The organism is Pandoraea anhela (assembly GCF_902459655.1).
In the GTDB taxonomy this organism is placed as follows: Bacteria; Pseudomonadota; Gammaproteobacteria; order Burkholderiales; family Burkholderiaceae; genus Pandoraea; species Pandoraea anhela.
In genome coordinates, this window is sequence record NZ_CABPSB010000020.1 from 19,001 (window position 1) to 37,281 (window position 18,281).

At 63.4% G+C, this 18,281-nt stretch carries 18 protein-coding genes; 11 read left to right on the top strand and 7 right to left on the bottom strand.

What is annotated here, in order from left to right; translation table 11 throughout:
• Positions 1 to 77: 77 nt before the first annotated feature.
• From PAN31108_RS21590 to mpl, 4 genes are all read right to left on the bottom strand, one after another.
• Positions 78 to 1,037: an energy transducer TonB gene (locus PAN31108_RS21590; protein ID WP_246184081.1), complete on the bottom strand. Its 960-nt coding sequence runs from the start codon at positions 1,035 to 1,037 to the stop codon at positions 78 to 80.
• Positions 1,031 to 3,250: a ribonuclease catalytic domain-containing protein gene (locus PAN31108_RS21595; RefSeq protein ID WP_150670826.1), complete on the bottom strand. Its 2,220-nt coding sequence runs from the start codon at positions 3,248 to 3,250 to the stop codon at positions 1,031 to 1,033. The genes PAN31108_RS21590 and PAN31108_RS21595 overlap by 7 nt, the downstream gene beginning before the upstream one ends.
• Before the next feature lie 77 nt (positions 3,251 to 3,327).
• Positions 3,328 to 3,939, bottom strand: coding sequence for a YqiA/YcfP family alpha/beta fold hydrolase (locus tag PAN31108_RS21600; protein ID WP_150670827.1), 612 nt, complete (start codon positions 3,937 to 3,939; stop codon positions 3,328 to 3,330).
• A gap of 62 nt (positions 3,940 to 4,001) precedes the next feature.
• On the bottom strand, positions 4,002 to 5,384 hold the full coding sequence (gene mpl / locus PAN31108_RS21605; RefSeq protein WP_150670828.1) for a UDP-N-acetylmuramate:L-alanyl-gamma-D-glutamyl-meso-diaminopimelate ligase: 1,383 nt from the start codon (positions 5,382 to 5,384) through the stop codon (positions 4,002 to 4,004).
• A 128-nt stretch (positions 5,385 to 5,512) separates the two neighbouring features.
• On the opposite strand from mpl, the gene PAN31108_RS21610 reads away from it, so the two are divergent.
• The 10 genes from PAN31108_RS21610 (at position 5,513) to PAN31108_RS21655 (ending at position 13,816) form a co-directional block, all read left to right on the top strand.
• On the top strand, positions 5,513 to 6,160 hold the full coding sequence (locus PAN31108_RS21610) for a UDP-N-acetylmuramate--alanine ligase (protein ID WP_150670829.1): 648 nt from the start codon (positions 5,513 to 5,515) through the stop codon (positions 6,158 to 6,160).
• A gap of 122 nt (positions 6,161 to 6,282) precedes the next feature.
• Positions 6,283 to 6,807, top strand: coding sequence for a TlpA family protein disulfide reductase (locus PAN31108_RS21615; RefSeq protein WP_150670830.1), 525 nt, complete (start codon positions 6,283 to 6,285; stop codon positions 6,805 to 6,807).
• 132 nt (positions 6,808 to 6,939) lie between these two features.
• The gene (gene aroQ, locus PAN31108_RS21620) at positions 6,940 to 7,386 is read left to right on the top strand and encodes a type II 3-dehydroquinate dehydratase (protein ID WP_150670831.1); all 447 of its coding nucleotides are present in this window, start codon (positions 6,940 to 6,942) and stop codon (positions 7,384 to 7,386) included.
• Between the two features lie 72 nt (positions 7,387 to 7,458).
• Positions 7,459 to 7,920, top strand: coding sequence for an acetyl-CoA carboxylase biotin carboxyl carrier protein (accB, locus tag PAN31108_RS21625; protein WP_150670832.1), 462 nt, complete (start codon positions 7,459 to 7,461; stop codon positions 7,918 to 7,920).
• 96 nt (positions 7,921 to 8,016) lie between these two features.
• A complete protein-coding gene (accC, locus tag PAN31108_RS21630; RefSeq protein WP_044457124.1) occupies positions 8,017 to 9,378 on the top strand; it encodes an acetyl-CoA carboxylase biotin carboxylase subunit in 1,362 nt (453 codons plus the stop codon).
• 29 nt (positions 9,379 to 9,407) lie between these two features.
• The gene (prmA, locus tag PAN31108_RS21635; protein WP_150670833.1) at positions 9,408 to 10,301 is read left to right on the top strand and encodes a 50S ribosomal protein L11 methyltransferase; all 894 of its coding nucleotides are present in this window, start codon (positions 9,408 to 9,410) and stop codon (positions 10,299 to 10,301) included.
• Positions 10,302 to 10,366: 65 nt separating this feature from the next.
• A complete protein-coding gene (locus tag PAN31108_RS21640) occupies positions 10,367 to 11,590 on the top strand; it encodes a DUF3426 domain-containing protein (protein WP_150670834.1) in 1,224 nt (407 codons plus the stop codon).
• A gap of 32 nt (positions 11,591 to 11,622) precedes the next feature.
• Complete coding sequence (tpx, locus tag PAN31108_RS21645; RefSeq protein WP_150670835.1) at positions 11,623 to 12,123, top strand: thiol peroxidase; 501 nt, start codon at positions 11,623 to 11,625, stop codon at positions 12,121 to 12,123.
• Positions 12,124 to 12,381: 258 nt separating this feature from the next.
• A complete protein-coding gene (locus PAN31108_RS21650) occupies positions 12,382 to 13,317 on the top strand; it encodes a carbohydrate kinase family protein (protein WP_150670836.1) in 936 nt (311 codons plus the stop codon).
• 19 nt (positions 13,318 to 13,336) lie between these two features.
• Complete coding sequence (locus tag PAN31108_RS21655) at positions 13,337 to 13,816, top strand: outer membrane lipoprotein (protein ID WP_150670837.1); 480 nt, start codon at positions 13,337 to 13,339, stop codon at positions 13,814 to 13,816.
• Between the two features lie 265 nt (positions 13,817 to 14,081).
• Here the strand turns inward: PAN31108_RS21655 and PAN31108_RS21660 are convergent, their stop codons facing one another.
• From PAN31108_RS21660 to PAN31108_RS21670, 3 genes are all read right to left on the bottom strand, one after another.
• Entirely contained in the window at positions 14,082 to 14,741 is a 660-nt protein-coding gene (locus PAN31108_RS21660; protein ID WP_150670838.1) for a histone H1-like DNA-binding protein, read from the bottom strand.
• A 23-nt stretch (positions 14,742 to 14,764) separates the two neighbouring features.
• Entirely contained in the window at positions 14,765 to 15,070 is a 306-nt protein-coding gene (locus tag PAN31108_RS21665; RefSeq protein WP_150670839.1) for a hypothetical protein, read from the bottom strand.
• A 388-nt stretch (positions 15,071 to 15,458) separates the two neighbouring features.
• Positions 15,459 to 16,598: a ribonucleotide-diphosphate reductase subunit beta gene (locus PAN31108_RS21670; RefSeq protein ID WP_150670840.1), complete on the bottom strand. Its 1,140-nt coding sequence runs from the start codon at positions 16,596 to 16,598 to the stop codon at positions 15,459 to 15,461.
• A gap of 567 nt (positions 16,599 to 17,165) precedes the next feature.
• Between PAN31108_RS21670 and PAN31108_RS21675 the strand changes: the two genes are divergently transcribed.
• Entirely contained in the window at positions 17,166 to 18,164 is a 999-nt protein-coding gene (locus tag PAN31108_RS21675; protein WP_150670841.1) for an aldose epimerase family protein, read from the top strand.
• Positions 18,165 to 18,281 lie beyond the last annotated feature (117 nt).

An 18,281-nucleotide genomic window follows, 5' to 3' on the forward strand; every position in this document is an offset into this window, starting at 1 on the left:
CTCACACCTTGCGAGACCTTACGACACCCTTCGAAACCTTTCAAGACCTTACGAGACTGATCGAGGTTCGACGACGCTCATGGCGTAGCGTCGCTCGCCGGCGCAGCGAGTGTTTGCGCCTGTACGCCCTGACGGGTGAAAGTCATGCGCGTGACGATTTCGAGAATGTCATATCGCTGCTTCATGTCGGACGAGAAGTCGCCGAAGGGCGCGCTCGCCTGCACGATGGCGACCGCCCGGCGGTCCAGATCGCGATTGCCGGAGCTGCGCGTCACCTCCACGCCCACGACGTTCCAGCCATCTTTGTGATACCCCAAGCCACCGCGCTGGTTGACGTTGAGCGTAACGATGAGTTCGCCGTACAGACGATCGTTGCCGATCTGAGGAAAGTGTTCGGTGCCGTATCGCTCGATTCGGTGGCGCAACGCGTCGAAGTAACGCGCGTATGCCACTTCCCGCGTATTCGCCGTGACCTGCCCACGTTTGGGACGCGTCTGATAGGCACGCAACTGCTTGTCGATCTCGGCCTGCAAGCGCGCGATCTGCTGGTCGACGGTCTGGTCGTCGAGTCCCTGCGCGCGCTGAGGCGAGTCGGTCCGGTTGCGCTGCGCTTCCGGAGTGGCCGCGTACTGGCTGCGAAGCTGCGAAAGCAATTTCTCCTGCATTGCCTCCAGATCGCTCACGTTGCGTTGCATTTGTGCGACGGGCGCGCCATCGCGCTCGACCGCGCGCGACGGCAACGGCGACGTGGCCCGCTCACCGTCATGTTCGCCTCCGCCAACGAGATTGGCCTGCGCAAGCGCGGTCGCCTTGTCCGGGGCATTGGCCGACTTGGCGTTGACCAGCACGACTTCGAGCGGGGTGTCTGCACTGTGCAGGCGGAAACGCTCCGGCGCCACAAAATGCACAGCCAGCGCGAGCAGATGCACCAGCGCCGAGACGACGAGACCGGTGGCCAGCGGATGCTCGCGCATGAGCGACCAGCCACGGCGACGTGCCGCGACCAGATTGCCCGAAGGAAGTGCGGGTTTCAGCACGCCGGGCTGGCCGACGCGTCGTGCGTGCCCGCCGCCGTCAGGGCAGCCGCGAGCGGCGACGTGAGACTCGCGCCGTCGGTCGTCGCGGACGCCTGAGGCGCGTTGCCGCTCACGTCCGTGCCGATGTCGGCGTCGGTGTCGGAACGGCGCTGTGCGCTCGCCTCGCCTTCGGTGCCGTCAACGCCATGCGAGCCGTCGGCACGCTCGGCGCCACCGTTGCCCGCCTCTGCGCCTTCACCACCGTCACCACCCTCACCACCATCACCACCCTCACCGGCCCCGCCTTCGCCCTCGTCATCCTCATCCGCCAATGACGACTGGCCAGCGCCGAGCACCTGGGCGACACGCACCGAAATACTGAGTGTGACGACGTCGAACGACAGCACGTCGAGCATGATCTGCGTGCCCCGTGCGTGCGGGCCGAGTCCCGGGACGATAAGCGTGAGCGGAATATCGTTCAGGCGAACCGTATCGCCCTTGAGCACGCTCGCCTGCACCTGCGACGTGTTCTCCTGAATCAGCCAGCGCAGGCACCAGTAGCGCTCCATGCGGCTCTGATGCTCGCCGTATGCCGCATAAGCCGCTTCGAAGCTCGACACGGTGGCATACAGGTCGGCGTCCTTCGGCTTGAAGGGGGCGGCCAGCTTCGCCGTCACGCCATGGCGCACGCACGCGATCAGTTGCCACTGATTGACCAGATCGACGTAACGACGCAGCGGCGACGTACTCCACGCATACTGCTCGACGCCAAGCCCTTCGTGCGGAGCGGGCGACGTCTGCATGCGCGTGCGATTCACGCCATACGCGCGCTGTGCCCGGTAGATACCCGGCACGCCGCATTCGGCCAGCAGGCGTCCCCAGCGGCTGTTCGCCAGAATCGCCATTTCGGCGACGATCAGATCGAGCGGTGCGCCACGCAGGCGTTGCTTGATCGTGATGTGCTCGCCGTCGACATAAAAATTGAAGTCCGTCTTGTTCTGCACTTCCGGGCGCAGGCCGTAGCCCACGCGCGCCGCCTGACGCTTGTCGTACAGCGACTGCGCGAACGGCCACAGCAGGCGCAGCGCTTCCTTGTGCGGATACTCGCCGCTGCCGTCGGCCAGCGCTTCGGCGGTGATGATCGAATCGAGTTCGTTGTGACGCAGGTTCGCCGAGATCGGCACCCGTTCGGCACGCGTCTCGGTCGTCACGATTTCGTACGTATCGGCCTTGACCACAACGTACAGCGACAGGGCCGGACGCGCCCCGCCTTCCGCGAGCGTATAAGCCTCGACCACCGAATCGGGCAGCATCGTGATCTTTTCGCCAGGCGAGTAGACCGTCGACAGTCGCACGCGCGCGATCTCGTCGATGGGGTCGCCGCGCGTAATGCCCAGCGCCGGCGCCGCAATGTGGATCCCCACACGCAGCAGACCGTCAGGCAGCATTTGCACCGACAGCGCATCGTCGATTTCCGTCGTCGTCGAGTCGTCGATGGAGAACGCCTGAACGTCGGCGATCGGCAGGTCGTCGCCCGGCAACGGCGTGGGCCCGAGGTCGGGGAAACCGGTGCCACGCGGGAAGTGTTCGTACAGGAAGGCCGCCTCATGATAAGCGCGCGGCGACGCAATACCGCCGCAAGCGAGCATCACCTCGGCGTGGGTCTTGCCCAGTGCAATGGCGGCGGCGTCGAGCGCCTTCCATTCGATGGCGTTCTTGTCGGGACGGAACAGCAACTGCAATTCCTTGCCCTTGAACGCGTCGGGCAGCGACCCCGCGATCATCTGATCGGCGTAAGACGCCTGCAACTCCGCCTGCTGCTGCTTTCGCGCCAGTCCGGCGAGCGCGGCTTCCAGTTGCTCCTGCGCGGCGCGCTGGTACTGACCGCGGCCCTTGCGGCGGAAGTAGATCGGCGAGGCCTGCAACGCCAGCGCCAGACCGGCCTGCTGCGCCACGCTCGCCCCCTCACCGAAATACTCGGCGGCAAGCACGGGAAACGGAAACTCGTCGGCCGGCGCGCATTCCCACAGGAAACTCATGTCGATGTCCTGGGCTGCGGCCTGCGCCTGCGCGATCAGCTCGGCGGGCGTGGGCGACTCGAAACGCAACAGGACATCGCGTCCCTTGATTTTGCTGCGACGCCCGCCAGGCAGTTCCACCTGATATGACTCGCCCTGCTGCGACAACACCGTGCCAGCTTTGAAGCCGCCGGATTCCTCAAAAAAAATGTTCATGAAACAGCCATCGATCGCAATAGGCGATATTGTAGCCCGCCAATGTACGGCGGTTTAGGGCAGAACGGGCAAACGCGTTATTCGCCCGCGAACGGGCTTGCTGCGTCTGGCGCAGAGGGCATGTCGACGCCGGCAAAGCGCAACACGTCGTCCATATAGTTGGGGAAATCGGAAATCCCGTGGTCGCTCCCCTCAATCAACGTGAGGTTTGCCCCCGGGTACTTCGCCAGCATGTCGCGGTAGTCCAGCGTCTGATCACCGGTCGCCGCGACAAGGTAGTAGCGCTCGGGACGCGTTATCTGCGCCACATCGATCATGTGCAGTTCGTCCAGGTGGCGAGGCTCGACGACGATGGAGCCGCCGCCGTGCCACATCGGCTGCTCGCCGAGCCATTTGCCGAGATCGTCGTACGGACGCGTCGCCGGATTGAGCAGCACGGCTCGGCACCCCAGCTTCTGCGCAAGGTACGTGGCGTAGTAACCGCCCAGCGAGCTGCCCACGATCGTCAACGCGTCGGGCGTCACCCCGGTGAGCAGACGCTGAGCGTCGACGACGGCCGCCAGCGGCGATGGCGGCAGTTGCGGGCACGCCCAGTCATGGCCGAGTCCGAGCCGGTGCATTCGGGCTGCCAGTAATTGCGCCTTGAAGGAACGCGGCGAGGAACGGAAGCCGTGCAAATAAAGAATCATGGAAGCTCCCGATAGAATCGATTCAATGTTGGCGATGCGTCGGGACAGGCGCTGCGCACCCGTCAGCCCCGCGCCGCCAGCGCATCCAGCAACTTCTGATGAATGCCGCCGAAGCCGCCGTTGCTCATCACCACGATCTGGTCGCCCGGCTGAGCGGCGGCGGTGACGGCGCGCACCAGACCGTCGATATCGCTGAATGCCTGCGCCCGCGCGCCCAGCGCAGCGAGCGCTTCCGCAAGATTCCACCCGAGGGCGTCCTTGCCGGACGGCGCACCGTAGCCGAACACCAGATCGGCGTCGGCCAGGCTCGCAGGCAACTGCGCCTTCATCACGCCCAGCTTCATCGTGTTCGAACGCGGCTCCAGCACGGCAAGAATGCGAGCGTTGCCAGCGCGGCGGCGCAGGCCGGCGAGCGTCGTCTGAATGGCAGTCGGGTGATGCGCGAAGTCGTCGTAGACGGTCACGCCCGCGGCTTCCCCTCGCACTTCCATGCGGCGTTTGACGTTCTGGAATTTACCCAGGGCCGCGGCCCCCTGTTCCGTCGGCACGCCCACATGGCGCGCGGCGGCCAGCGCAGCCAACGCGTTCATCCGGTTGTGCTCGCCCTGGAGCGACCACTTCACTTCGCCGGCCGCCTTCGCCGCCTGATGCACCCAGAACGCTTCCTGTCCCGGCGCGAGCGTTTCATTCGCTTGCGATACGTGCCAGCCATACGCCACGCCGAAACGCTCGACTTCGCTCCAGCAGCCACGCGCCAGCACACGGTCGAGCGCCGGCTCCCGGCCGTTCACGATGAGGCGGCCCTGCCCCGGCACCGTGCGCACGAGATGATGGAATTGCGTCTCGATCGCCGTCAGATCCGGGAAGATGTCGGCGTGATCGAACTCCAGATTATTCAGAATGGCCGTGCGCGGATGGTAATGAACGAACTTGGAGCGCTTGTCGAAAAAGGCGGTGTCGTACTCATCGGCCTCGATGACGAAGAAATCGCTGTCGGTCAGCCGCGCCGAGATGCCGAAGTTCATGGGCACGCCGCCGACGAGGAAACCGGGGTTGTACCCGGCGTCTTCGAGAATCCACGCGAGCATCGACGTCGTGGTGGTTTTGCCATGCGTGCCGGCCACCGCCAACACCCATTTTTTGGACAGCACGTGCTCGCCAAGCCATTGAGGCCCCGAGGTATACGGCAGATTCCGATTCAGGATTTCTTCCATCAGCGGGTTGCCGCGCGACACGACGTTACCGATCACGAACAGATCGGGTTCCAGCGAAACCTGATCGGCGTCGAAACCCTCGATCAGGCGAATGCCCTGCGCCTCGAGCTGCGTGCTCATCGGCGGATAGACGTTGGCGTCGCAACCCGTAACGGTGTGACCGGCCTGACGTGCGAGAACTGCCAGACCGCCCATGAACGTGCCGCAGATGCCAAGAATATGAATATGCATGGATGGGGAGCGTGGTGAGGAGGGGCCAAACCCGTGCGGGAAATGGAGTGCCTAGGGACTGCAAAAAGCCAAGGCCTCCATTGTACCTGCGGCGCGAACGGCAATGCCTTTCGGGTATCATCGTCCGCATGAAACGCAAATCCTGGACCGACGCCCAACGCCTGCGCGAAGCAATCGCTCTCGCGGCCGCCCGCCTCATCGCCGAGGAGGGCGCCGACTATGCGAGCGCGAAACGCAAGGCGGCCAGACAAGTCACGGGGGAGACGCGAATTGCCAGCGAATTGCTGCCGGATAACGACCAGATCGAGGCCGAAGTCCGGGAATACGTGCAAACGTTCCTATCTGACACACAGCCTGCGGAACTGGCGCATCTGCGGCAGGTAGCCCTCGCGGTCATGACCGAACTCGCCCGCTACCGGCCTTACCTCACGGGCGCCGTCTATCACGGTACTGCTACGGCTCTATCCGACATCTATTTGCAGGCATTTTGCGATAACCCCAAGGATGTCGCCATCGATCTGCTCAATAGAGGCATCGACTACGAAGTCTCGGAGAGCCGCCATTTCAATGGCCGGGGCATGGTCGAGACGCTCAGTTTCCTCTGGCGCGAGCGCCGTCAGCAGGGGGAACCGGCCGGCGTGCATCTGTCGCTGTATTCCATGGACGATATGCGGGGTGCGCTCAAGGCGACCGACGGTCATGGCCGCCCGGTGCGGACCGATGCCGAGGGTCTGCGCGTGCTGATCGGCGAAGCCGAAGCGGCCCACAGCGGCTGACCCTGGGGGCAGATCACAGCATGATCACAACCGGATCGCAGCAAAATCGCCACTAATTCTTCGCAATTACCGCTCGTCTTTTCGTTTACCGTCTACCTCGGAACTTCCGTCCCTCGTCCATCATGGCAAAACGCATTGTTATTCTGGTGATTCTGGCGCTTGCGGGATTAGCGGCCGGCTTCTGGCTCGGCCACCGGAACCCGCCTGCGCCGGACGCGTCCGACGCCGCCGTGGCCCAATTGCTCGCCACGCGCCTGCCCGACCTGAAGGGCAACGACCAGGCGATCTCGCAATGGAAAGGCAAGACGCTGGTCGTCAACTTCTGGGCGCCGTGGTGCGGACCGTGCGTCGAGGAAATGCCGGATTTGCACGCGCTTTCCACTGAATTTGGCGGGAAAAACGTTCAATTCGTCGGCATCGGCATCGATACCGCTCAGAACATGATCGCATTCGAGCAAAAGGTGAAAGTCGATTACCCATTGCTCGTGGCAGGTTATGCAGGCACCGAGCTGGCCCGGGCATTGGGCAACAAGGCCGGCGCCCTGCCATTCACCGTCGTCATCGACGCGCAAGGCCGCATGCACTATGAAAAACTGGGCCGAATTACTTCGGACGAGGTACGCACCGCCCTTGAGCCGTTGATCTGACCCCACGCGGGAAACAGGGCTTCCCGCGAAGCCCCGCCGGACGTGACCGGTCGGGCCACATTTTCGCCCCACTGGACAAAATCTACCAACTGGCGTTTAATTGCGCCCAATTTCGTGAAATTTGATTCGCCAATGCCTCACCGCATTCTCGTGCTCCACGGCCCCAACCTGAACCTGCTCGGTACTCGCGAGCCGGAGGTGTACGGTCGCACGACGTTGGCCGATATCGACGCCGCCCTGTTGGCGCAAGCGCAGACGGCGGGTGCCGAGGTGACGACCTTTCAAAGCAATCACGAAGGTGCGCTGGTTGACCGGATTCAGGCGGCGCGCGATGAGTCGATCGACTTCATCGTCATCAACCCTGCGGCTTACACCCACACCAGCGTGGCCCTTCGCGACGCGTTGGGCGGGGTAGGCATCCCGTTCGTCGAGGTTCACCTCTCGAACGTCCATGCGCGCGAGGCCTTCCGGCATCACTCGTACTTTTCCGATATCGCGCAAGGTGTGATCTGCGGCCTGGGCTGGCGTGGGTATACCTATGCGCTCGATTTTGCCCTGCGGCGACTCGCCGGCGGGTAGTCCTCTTCCACACCCCATTTCCTCTCGCGGGACCTTGCGCCCGCGTCGATACAGAATCAAGGAGCTTCCTTCATGGATTTGCGCAAACTCAAGACGTTGATCGACCTCGTGGCCGAATCGGGTATTTCCGAACTCGAAGTCACCGAAGGCGAAGGCAAGGTCCGCATCGTCAAGGCGCCGCCGCAAGTGATCGCGGCCCCGGTGCAGATGGCCATGCCGGCCGCCATGCCGCAAGTCGCTGCGCAAGCTCCCGCCGCCACGGCCGCTGCGGCTGCACCGGCCGCCCCGGCCGCGCCGCAAGGTCATATCGTGACGTCGCCGATGGTCGGCACGTTCTACCGTGCGCCGTCGCCGGGCGCCGACCCGTTCGCGCAAGTGGGCGACTCGGTCAAGGAAGGCCAGACGCTGTGCATCATCGAAGCGATGAAGCTACTCAACGAGATCGAGTCGGATAAGGCCGGCGTGATCAAGGAAATCCTCGTCGAGAACGGTCAGGCCGTGGAATACGGTCAACCGCTGTTCGTGATCGGCTAATGCCGGTTGTCGGACGCCTCGCACGCGCGGCCTGTGCCGCTGCGGCATCGGGCGTCCGGCCCCGCTCCTCTCCCCTTACGGGCAGGACTGCACATAATGTTTGAAAAAATTCTCATCGCCAACCGCGGCGAAATCGCTCTGCGCATCCAGCGCGCGTGCCGCGAGATGGGCATCAAGACTGTCGTCGTCTATTCCGAAGCCGACAAGGAAGCGAAGTACGTCAAGCTCGCCGACGAAGCGGTTTGTATCGGGCCGGCCCCGTCGCCGCTGTCCTATCTGAACATGCCGGCGCTCATCAGCGCGGCGGAAGTCACCGACGCTCAGGCCATTCACCCCGGCTACGGCTTCCTCTCCGAGAACGCCGACTTCGCCGAGCGCGTCGAGCAATCGGGCTTCACGTTCATCGGTCCGCGTCCCGAAACCATTCGTCTGATGGGCGACAAGGTGTCGGCCAAGCAGACCATGATCAAGACCGGCGTGCCGTGCGTGCCGGGTTCGGAAGGCGCGTTGCCCGAAGATCCGAAGGAGATCGTGCGAATTGCACGCCAGGTCGGCTATCCGGTGATCATCAAGGCCGCAGGTGGCGGTGGTGGTCGCGGCATGCGCGTGGTGCATACGGAAGCGGCGCTCGTGAATGCGGTCAACATGACCCGCGAAGAAGCCGGCCGCGCCTTCGGCAACCCGGAAGTCTATATGGAGAAGTTCCTCGAGAACCCGCGCCATATCGAAATCCAGGTGCTCGCAGACAAGCACAAGCAAGCGATCTGGCTGGGTGAGCGCGACTGCTCGATGCAGCGTCGTCACCAGAAGGTGATCGAAGAGGCGACCGCACCGCTGATCCCGCGCCGTCTGATCGAGCGTATTGGCGATCGTTGCGCCGACGCCTGCAAGAAGATGGGCTACCTCGGCGCCGGTACGTTCGAATTCCTGTATGAGAACGGCGAGTTCTATTTCATCGAAATGAACACGCGCGTGCAGGTCGAGCACCCGGTGACGGAAATGATCACGGGCGTCGATATCGTGCAGGAACAGATCCGCATCGCAGCGGGCGAGAAGCTCGCCTACCGTCAGCGCGACATCCAGTTCCAGGGGCACGCCATCGAGTGCCGCATCAACGCCGAAGATCCGTTCAAGTTCACGCCGTCGCCGGGGCGCATTACCGCCTGGCATATGCCGGGTGGCCCTGGCATTCGCGTCGACACGCATGCCTACAACGGCTACTTCGTGCCGCCCAACTACGACTCGATGATCGGCAAGCTGATCGCTTACGGGGCAACGCGTGAACAGGCGATTCGCCGCATGCGCGTGGCCCTGTCGGAAATCGTGGTCGAGGGCATCCAGACGAACATTCCGCTTCACCGCGAGTTGATGCTCGACGCCAAGTTTGTCGAAGGCGGCACGAGCATCCACTATCTGGAACACAAGCTGGCGCAGAAGTCTGCCGTCGGCGGCAATTAAGTTAGTTACCCCGTAGGAATCCACGCGCTATGTATCGCGAACTCGTCGTAGAAGTTGCCCGTGCCCAGGCCGAGGCCCTGTCGGACGCCCTGCTCGATCTGGGCGTGCTGTCGGTCTCTGTCGAGGACGCGGACGCCGACACGCCCGACGAGCAACCGATGTTCGGCGAACCGGGCCTGACCCCGCCGGACACCGCGTGGCAACGCTCGCGCGTGGTGGCGCTGGTGGGGGAAGATCAGGACGCCGCCGTGCTGCTCGCGGCGGCGGTCAATGCGCTGGGACTGGCCGAGTCGCCGGCTTTCACGTTGCGCGACGTGGAAGAACAGGACTGGGTACGCCTGACGCAGTCCCAGTTCGAGCCGATGCAGATCGGCCAGCGGATCTGGGTCGTGCCGTCGTGGCACGATGCCCCGGACACCGACGCCCTCATCCTCGAACTCGATCCGGGTCTGGCCTTCGGCACCGGCAGCCATCCGACCACGCGGCTTTGCATGGAGTGGCTCGAACAGCACGTGCAGCGGGGACAATCGCTGCTCGATTACGGCTGCGGCTCCGGCATTCTGGCGATTCTTGCGCGCAAATGCGGCGCCGATCCCGTTATCGGTATCGATATCGACCCGCAGGCCGTCGAATCCGCCCGTTACAACAGCGAACGCAATCACGCACCGGTCGAGTACGGTTTGCCCGACGATCTGCGTGACGGTCAGTTCAACATCGTGGTCGCCAACATTCTGTCCAATCCGCTCAAGCTGCTCGCGTCGATGTTGACGTCGCGCGTGGCGCCGGGCGGCCGGCTCGCGCTGTCCGGCGTGCTGGAACGGCAGGCCGACGAGGTGATCGCGGCTTACGCGCCCTACATGAAGATGTCGGTCTGGCGCGCTCACGACGGCTGGGTCTGCCTTCACGGGCAGGCTACCGGTTAATTTGCGCCGATCGCCACTCCCGAGAGTCACATGAGGCGCCGAGTCCCCCGAGTCTTCCAAGCCACATGACCCAGTCCTCGCGCGTTCTCGCCACCCGCTGCCCCCACTGCCATACGGTCTTTCGCGTCGTCGCGGACCAGCTCAAGCTGCGCGACGGCCTCGTGCGTTGCGGTCATTGCCGGGAAGTGTTCGACGGCCGCGCCTATCTGTGCGATCCGCCCGCCGACGAAAGCGACGCCGCTGCGAGCGCCGGGCGTGCCGCCGGCCCGCTCGATGCCGGCGCTTCAGCGGCTCCACCCGCTCCACCCACTTCACCGGCGCCCGCATCTTCGTCGGCCTCCTCTTCGTCGGCCTTCCCCGTCTCACCTCCCGCTTCCCCTGATATCGCTACCGCAGCCGATCTCACGGCGAGGCCCGAAGTGCGCGCGAGCGCCGGCATGTCCGTCGCACCGACAAGGCTCGCCGCCTTGCCCGACGCCGTCACCGCACCCGCTCCCGCACCGCGCGGTGTCGGTACCGCAGGCACCGGCCGCGACAAACCGGTCCCCGAGATGCTCGGACCTACGGCCATCGCCGCCCTGCTCGGATCGCCGGACGAAAGCCGCGCACGGATGCAGCACGGCCCCGGCCGCTATATCGACGACGAGGACCCGACCGTGCTCACCGCGCCGACGGCGTCGCCCGCGCGCAGGGAAACGCCCTCGCCGTCCGGCCTCGAACAGCACAAACGCCCCGGCGTTGCACGTGCGCTCTGGCGCGTATGCATGGCGCTCGCCGTCATCGGTTTGCTCGCGCAGTGGGCATGGATCGAGCGCGCTGCGCTTGTCGACCGCATGCCCGCGTTGCACGGCGTATTCGCCGCCATCGGACGTCCGTTACATGTGCCGATCGGCTTGCCGCGCCAGCCTGACCAGATCCAGATTTCGAGCGTGACGCTCGTCACCGACGCCGCCGCCGGGGCCCCCGCAGCACAAAGCACCGATACGGCGGCTGAATCCCCGGCCAGCGACGCCTCGGCCACCCCGGCCGGCACCGTCCCGATGACGCTCACCGTCTTTATGCGCAATCAGGCGGGTCACGCGGTGGCCTGGCCGTCGCTGGAACTCACGCTCTCGGATCTGGACGGCAAACCCGTGGTGCGTCGCGTTTTTTCAGCGAACGAATACGTCACCGAAACCGCAATGCGCGAAACCGGGTTGGCGCCACGCAATGAACGCACGATTCGGTTACGATTGTCGGCGCAGGCAGCGCTAGCCAGTAATTACCGGGTGCTCGCGTTCTATCCCTGATAGCGCTGTTGCACTCAACCTAGGAGATATAGATGTCCCAAGTCACGCTCGGGGGCAACCCCATCGAAGTCGGCGGCCAGTTCCCGCAGAAGGGCCAGACCGCACCGGCACTGAAGCTGGTCAACGCCAAGCTCGCAGACGTCACGCTCGACGACTTCGCTGGCAAGCGCAAGGTCCTCAACATCGTGCCGAGCCTCGACACGCCGACCTGCGCCACGTCGACCCGCAAGTTCAACGAAGCCGCCGGCAAGCTCGACAACACCGTTGTGCTCGTCATCTCGGCCGACCTGCCCTTCGCGATGAGCCGCTTCTGCGCCACCGAAGGCCTGAACAACGTCGTCACGCTCTCGACCATGCGCGGTCGCGAGTTCCTCAACGACTACGGCGTGGAAATCAAGACCGGTCCGCTCGCCGGTGTCACGGCGCGCGCCGTCGTGGTGCTCGACGCCGACAACCGCGTCGTGCACGCCGAGCTGGTGCCGGAAATCAAGAACGAACCGAATTACGACGCCGCGCTCGCCGCACTGTCGTGATCTCGTGATGATGTAGTGCATCGCTGCGATCCGAAGCGTTTGCCTCAAGGGCGCGCGTCGGGTCGCAGCGATGGCGATAGCTGTACGATTCGTGCGATGCGTTCGATTCGTACGACGGATGCGATTCGTCACTCCCGCGCCGATGCAGTGGATGCACCGGCCTGTTTTTTGTCCGACGGCCACGACATCACGACAGCCTCTCACCGTCTGCCGTTCTCCGTTGGCTTTCCCCCGCTTATTTTTCGCAAGGACATTCCCGTGACTACCGTGATCTGCGGCTCGCTGGCCTACGACAACATCATGACGTTCGAAGGTCGCTTCGGCGAGCACATCCTGCCTGATCAGGTGCACATCCTGAACGTCAGTTTCCTCGTGCCGACGATGCGCCGCAACTTCGGCGGCTGCGCCGGCAACATCGGTTACAGCCTGCACCTGCTAGGTGGCTCGCCGGTCGTCATGGCAACGGTCGGCGAAGACGGTGCGGCATACCTCGAGCGCTTCCAGACGCTCGGCATGACGACGGAATTCGTGCGCACGGTCACGGACACCATGACGGCCAACGCGATGATCACCACCGATCTGGACAACAACCAGATCACTGCCTTCCATCCGGGCGCGATGATGTTCTCGTCGCGTAACCGCGTAAGCGACGCCAAGGGCGCCACGCTCGGCATCGTCGCACCGGACGCCCCCGACGCCATGCTCACGCACGCCGAAGGGTTCGCCGCCGCAGGGGTGCCGTTCGTGCTGGATCCGGGCCAGGGCCTGCCCTTGCTCTCGCCCGAGGCACTGCGTCGCATGGTGGAACTTGCAACGTATCTTGCGGTCAACGACTACGAAGCCAAGCTCCTTAGCACGAAGACCGGATTGTCGATGGCAGACCTCCAGTCGCGTGTCGAGGCACTTGTCGTCACGCGCGGAGAACACGGGGCCCAGATCTTCGCCGGCGGCAAGCAACACGACATTCCTGCCGTGACCGCCAAGCGTGTCGTCGACCCCACCGGTTGCGGCGACGCATTCCGTGGCGGTTTGCTTTATGGCATCGAAAAGGGCCTCGATTGGCCGACCACCGGCCGCCTGGCCAGCCTGATGGGTTCGCTCAAGATTGCCGAGCAGGGTCCGCAGACATATGCACCGACGCGCTCGGAGATTGAAGCGCAATACGAAGAAGCGTTCGGCCACCGCTTCGAATGATTTAAGGAAAGGCACAACGATGGCACGACTTACCACACCGCTCATTATTCTCACCGCTGCGGCGTCGCTCTCCCTGTCCGCCTGCACGGCGTTCGGTCCGAGCAACTCGGCAAGCGTCTATAACAGCCGCCAGGCACAACGCGAGCAGGTTGTGCGTATGGGCACGGTCGAATCGGTGCGTCCGGTCACGATCGATAGCAGCAATGGCGACCCGGGCATTCTGGGCATCGCAGGGGGCGGCGCACTGGGTGCGATCGGCGGCAGCGCGATCGGCGGCGGTCGCGGCTCGATCGCGACGGGTATCGTCGGCGGTCTGCTGGGTGCCGTGGCCGGCCAGGCCATCGAGAACCGGATGAGCAAGAAGGCCGGCCTCGAGATCACCGTGCGCCTCGACAATGGCGAGTTGCGTGCGATCACTCAGGATGCCGACGAGGCGTTTCAGCCGGGACAGCGCGTGCGTCTGCTCTCGAGCGGCGGCGTGACGCGTGTGACGCACTGAGTCCACACTCGGACTGCGTCAGGACATGCCGGCCAGGAAGTCGTAACGTAGGAACGTCGTAACGCTGTAACACGGCGACGCCGCTCCCACGACACCGCTTCAAACGCAAGCATCACGCAGACGGGCGACTTCACGGTCGCCCGTTTTTCTTTGCGCCATGAAAAAACCCGCCGTGACGATCGCTCATCACAGCGGGTTTCGGATCGAGTAGGCCTACTCGATCAAAAGACACCGAAGTGCCTTGGCTCCTGCATCGGCACTCGGATTACGGACGGCTGCCGGTCGGGAACGGCCATGCCGCTGCCGGGTTCAGCGCCGTCTTCGGTGCTGCGGGTGCAGCAGCCGGTGCAGCTGCGGGCGCAGCGGCAGGCTTGGCAGCCGCCTTCTTCACAGCCGGCTTCTTGGGAGCAGCAGGCTTCTTCGCAGCGGCAGGCTTAGCGGGCTTAGCAGCAGCCTTCTTTGCAGCCGGCTTCTTCGCAGCAGCAGCCTTCTTCGCGGCAGGCTTCTTGGCAGCAGCGGCCTTCTTCGCAGCAGGCTTCTTGGCAGCAGCCTTCTTCGCTGCCGGCTTCTTGACGGCGGCCTTCTTGGCGGCCGGCTTCTTAGCGGCAACCTTCTTGACCGCTGCCTTCTTGGCGACCGGCTTCTTGGCGGCAACCTTCTTGACCGCTGCCTTCTTGGCGACCGGCTTCTTGGCGGCAACCTTCTTCACTGCGACTTTCTTGGCTGCCGGCTTCTTGGCAGCAACCTTCTTCGCTGCCGGCTTCTTCGCGGCAACCGCCTTCTTCGCTACCGGCTTCTTGGCAGCGACAGCCTTCTTGGCGACAGGCTTCTTGGCAGCAGCGGCCTTCTTGGCAACCGGCTTCTTGGCGACAGCAGCCTTCTTGGCCGCCGGCTTCTTGGCAACAGCTTTCTTGGTCGTAGCCATCACAAACTCCTTAACGTGAGAGATCACTCAAACGAAACTACCTGAGAAGGAAACCCGACCACCGTGCGGGAACCGCCGGCGAGCGGGCTATTCATCGGCGTACGCATCGGACTTCGACGGCTTACGCTAATGAATTCGGCGCTGCGCGCATGACGCTGACCGTGTGTGGTCACGCGCGCAAAAAAATTGCCGGCGACATTGCCGCCAGCAATTCGATTGTCTTGAAAAAGGGAGTTCGCCAGATTCTTCGGGGGGTAGCTTGCCTGTCCCGTCATCGGGATGGAGGAGATTGCGATAGCGGATAAGCGATACTGCTTGCTATGCACCAAGGTTTTTACGCTCCGTAACTACCAGCTCTCTGTCGCGGGAGGAAAGCAGTGAGTGCTTTCGTGTGTTCATCGAGACTGCAATTTATTTGAGCGAATAATAATTCTTTTGTGGTGCGATGTTAATACTTTGTGCGTAAAAAAGCGCACATCAATCGTAACGAAGAAGTCAATCTGTTGTATTTGATGCACAGCGCACTCGCATGTCGATGCGTGCGATGCGTTTGCGAAGCGACAACTTCAACGTGCGAGTGAGGATGATGAGTGTGATCTGCGCCGCTTCTTCGTCTTCTCTTCGCGCCAGTCACGCGTGCATCGCACGCTCACATCACCCTCCCGAAACCCGCATGGATGCTCGCGTTGCGCGGAGCATCCATTTTTCACTCAATGCTTAGTCCCAGCTCAGCGCACCACCGGTCTGGTACTCGATCACTCGCGTTTCGAAGAAGTTGCGCTCCTTCTTCAGGTCGATCATCTCGCTCATCCACGGGAACGGATTCTCTTCGTTCGGGTAGAGCGCTTCGAGACCGATTTGTGCGCAACGACGATTCGCGATGAAGCGCAGGTAGCTCTTGAACATGCCCGCGTTCAGACCGAGCACGCCGCGCGGCATCGTATCTTCGGCGTAGCGATACTCAAGCTCGACGGCCTTCTGGAACAGCTCACGAATCTCTTCGCGGAACTCCGGCGTCCACAGGTTCGGGTTTTCCAGCTTCACCTGGTTGATCAGGTCGATGCCGAAGTTGCAGTGCATCGACTCGTCGCGCAGGATGTATTGATACTGCTCCGCAGCACCGGTCATCTTGTTCTGACGACCCAGCGCCAGAATCTGCGTGAAGCCGACGTAGAAGAACAGGCCTTCCATGATGCAGGCGAACACGATCAGCGAGCGCAGCAGCTTCTGGTCGGCTTCCTGCGTGCCCGTCTTGAACGACGGATCGGCCACCACCTCGATGAACGGCAGCAGGAATTCGTCCTTGTCGCGGATCGACGCCACTTCGTGATACGCGTTGAAGATCTCGGCTTCGTCCAGCCCCAGGCTCTCGACGATGTACTGATAGGCGTGCGTGTGAATCGCTTCTTCAAACGCCTGACGCAGCAGGAACTGACGGCACTCCGGCGCGGTGATGTGGCGGTAGGTGCCCAGCACGATGTTGTTCGCCGCCAGCGAGTCGGCCGTCACGAAGAAGCCGAGGTTGCGCTTGATGATGCGGCGCTCGTCTTCGGTCAGACCGTTCGGGTCCTTCCACAGCGCGATGTCGCGCGACATGTTGATTTCCTGCGGCATCCAATGGTTCGCGCAACCGGCCAGATACTTTTCCCACGCCCACTTGTACTTGAACGGCACCAACTGGTTCACGTCCGTCGTGCCGTTGATCACGCGCTTGTCCGAGGCGCTCACGCGGCGCGTCGACTGCGAGGCGATGGTGTGCGGCGTGTCGTCTTGCGTGCCCAGAATGTTCGCAGCCGGTGCGGCCGGTGCAACAGGAGCGGCAGGCTTGGTGGTGGTGTCTTCTTCCCAGTTAAGCATAGGGTCTCGGTCCGTTCAGGTTGATGCGATGCACGCCGTAAGGCGCACAACGCCGAAGTGACAGTTCAGCCGTTCGCGTACGAAGGCCGACGAAAAAAATGCCGATAGTGCAGCCGTCAACTTGCCGATGACGGCGAAAAATCCGCTGAAGGTAACGCTTGATATTGGGGGTAACGCAGAGTCGCTTTCGCGCTGATTTGAACCACGGCGTCGATTCGGTTGCTGCAATCTTTGTCTTGCAACATCATGACCTCCCGACGTCGATCGAATGACTCCAATTTAGCACAATACGGTCACTCGTTCCAGTGCATCGCCACCATATATTGTGTTGAATTATGCCGCCACCACAATACCTAGTGTTTTCGCGTATACCGGGCGTAATCTGCGCCCAGCCTTGCGGGACCGGCATCTTGCCATGAAACGACGCCGCACGACAGGGTTTGCAGTGCATCAAAACGACGCGCACTCACAATGGCGTATGCTGTGCGGCAAGCGTCACGGCGCGAGACCGGAGCGGCAGACGCCGGCGAGCGCCATCTACCGACGCCAATGAAGGAGATATCGACGATGACACCCTCAGGCACCGATGGCGCACAGGCACCGACAGGCCAACCCGGGCCAACACCTCCAGCCGCGTCAGGCCCCGCCCTTACCGCCACCCCGCCCACGCTGACACCCGGCAAACCGATCCGCCTCGCGAGAGGTGCGCTCGTCGCCGAAGTGCAGCCCGGTTGCGGCGCACGCGTGTCCCGGCTCGCCCGACGCGACACGCGCGGCGACCTGTTCGACTACCTCGTGCCCCTCGGCAACGAACCCTTCTCCTCCGACGAATGGCCGAAAGCCGGCGCGTTCCCAATGCTGCCGTATACCAATATGTTGCGCGACGACACGCTGCATTGGCGCGAGCGCATCCTCACCGTTCGCGAGGCGTCCGTCGCGTCGAGTTCGTTGCACGGCTGGGGGCTGCGCCGCGAGTGGGAAGTGGTCGACGAAAGCTCGCATTGCTGTGTCCTGCAACTCGACTGCCCCGCGCAGCCGGAGTGGCCCTGGCACTATCAGGCCTACCTGTCGGTAACGCTCGACGAGCTGGGCGTGGACATGCAGCTCTCGCTCACCAACCTTTCGGCGCAGGAGATGCCTGCGGGGCTGGGCATGCATCCGTACTTCCGCTGGCCGGCCGGCGCGCGCCTGACCTTCGAATCCGAGGCGCTGTGGCGCTCTGCGTCCGAGGACATTCGCTGGCCGAGCGAGCAACGCGTTCACGTCGGTCCGATGGAAGTGGTATCGGTCGGCGGCGGTCTCGACACCGGAGGCCGCTCGACCTGGTTTGCCGAAGTGCCGTCCGGGACCGGGCGCTTCGACGCCCGTATCGACTACGCCGGCGGCCTGCGCTGCGCGACGGTTCGCAGCGACAACGCGTCCTGGCTCGTGCTGCACTCCCCTGCCGGACGCCCCTACCTCTGCCTGGAGCCGTCGACGCACCGGGTCGGCGAGTTCGACCACGATCACGTCGTGCTCGCGCACGGCCAGACGCTCGATCTGTCGATGCGCATCGACCTGGCCTGAGGCCACTCCCGTGCGTCCTGCCTTCGATCCCCCGCGATCGTGAAGCCAAGAAAAACCCCGTCGTCCTTTCGGATCGACGGGGTTTTCCCTATGCGCGACGCCACGTGAACCCTGTGG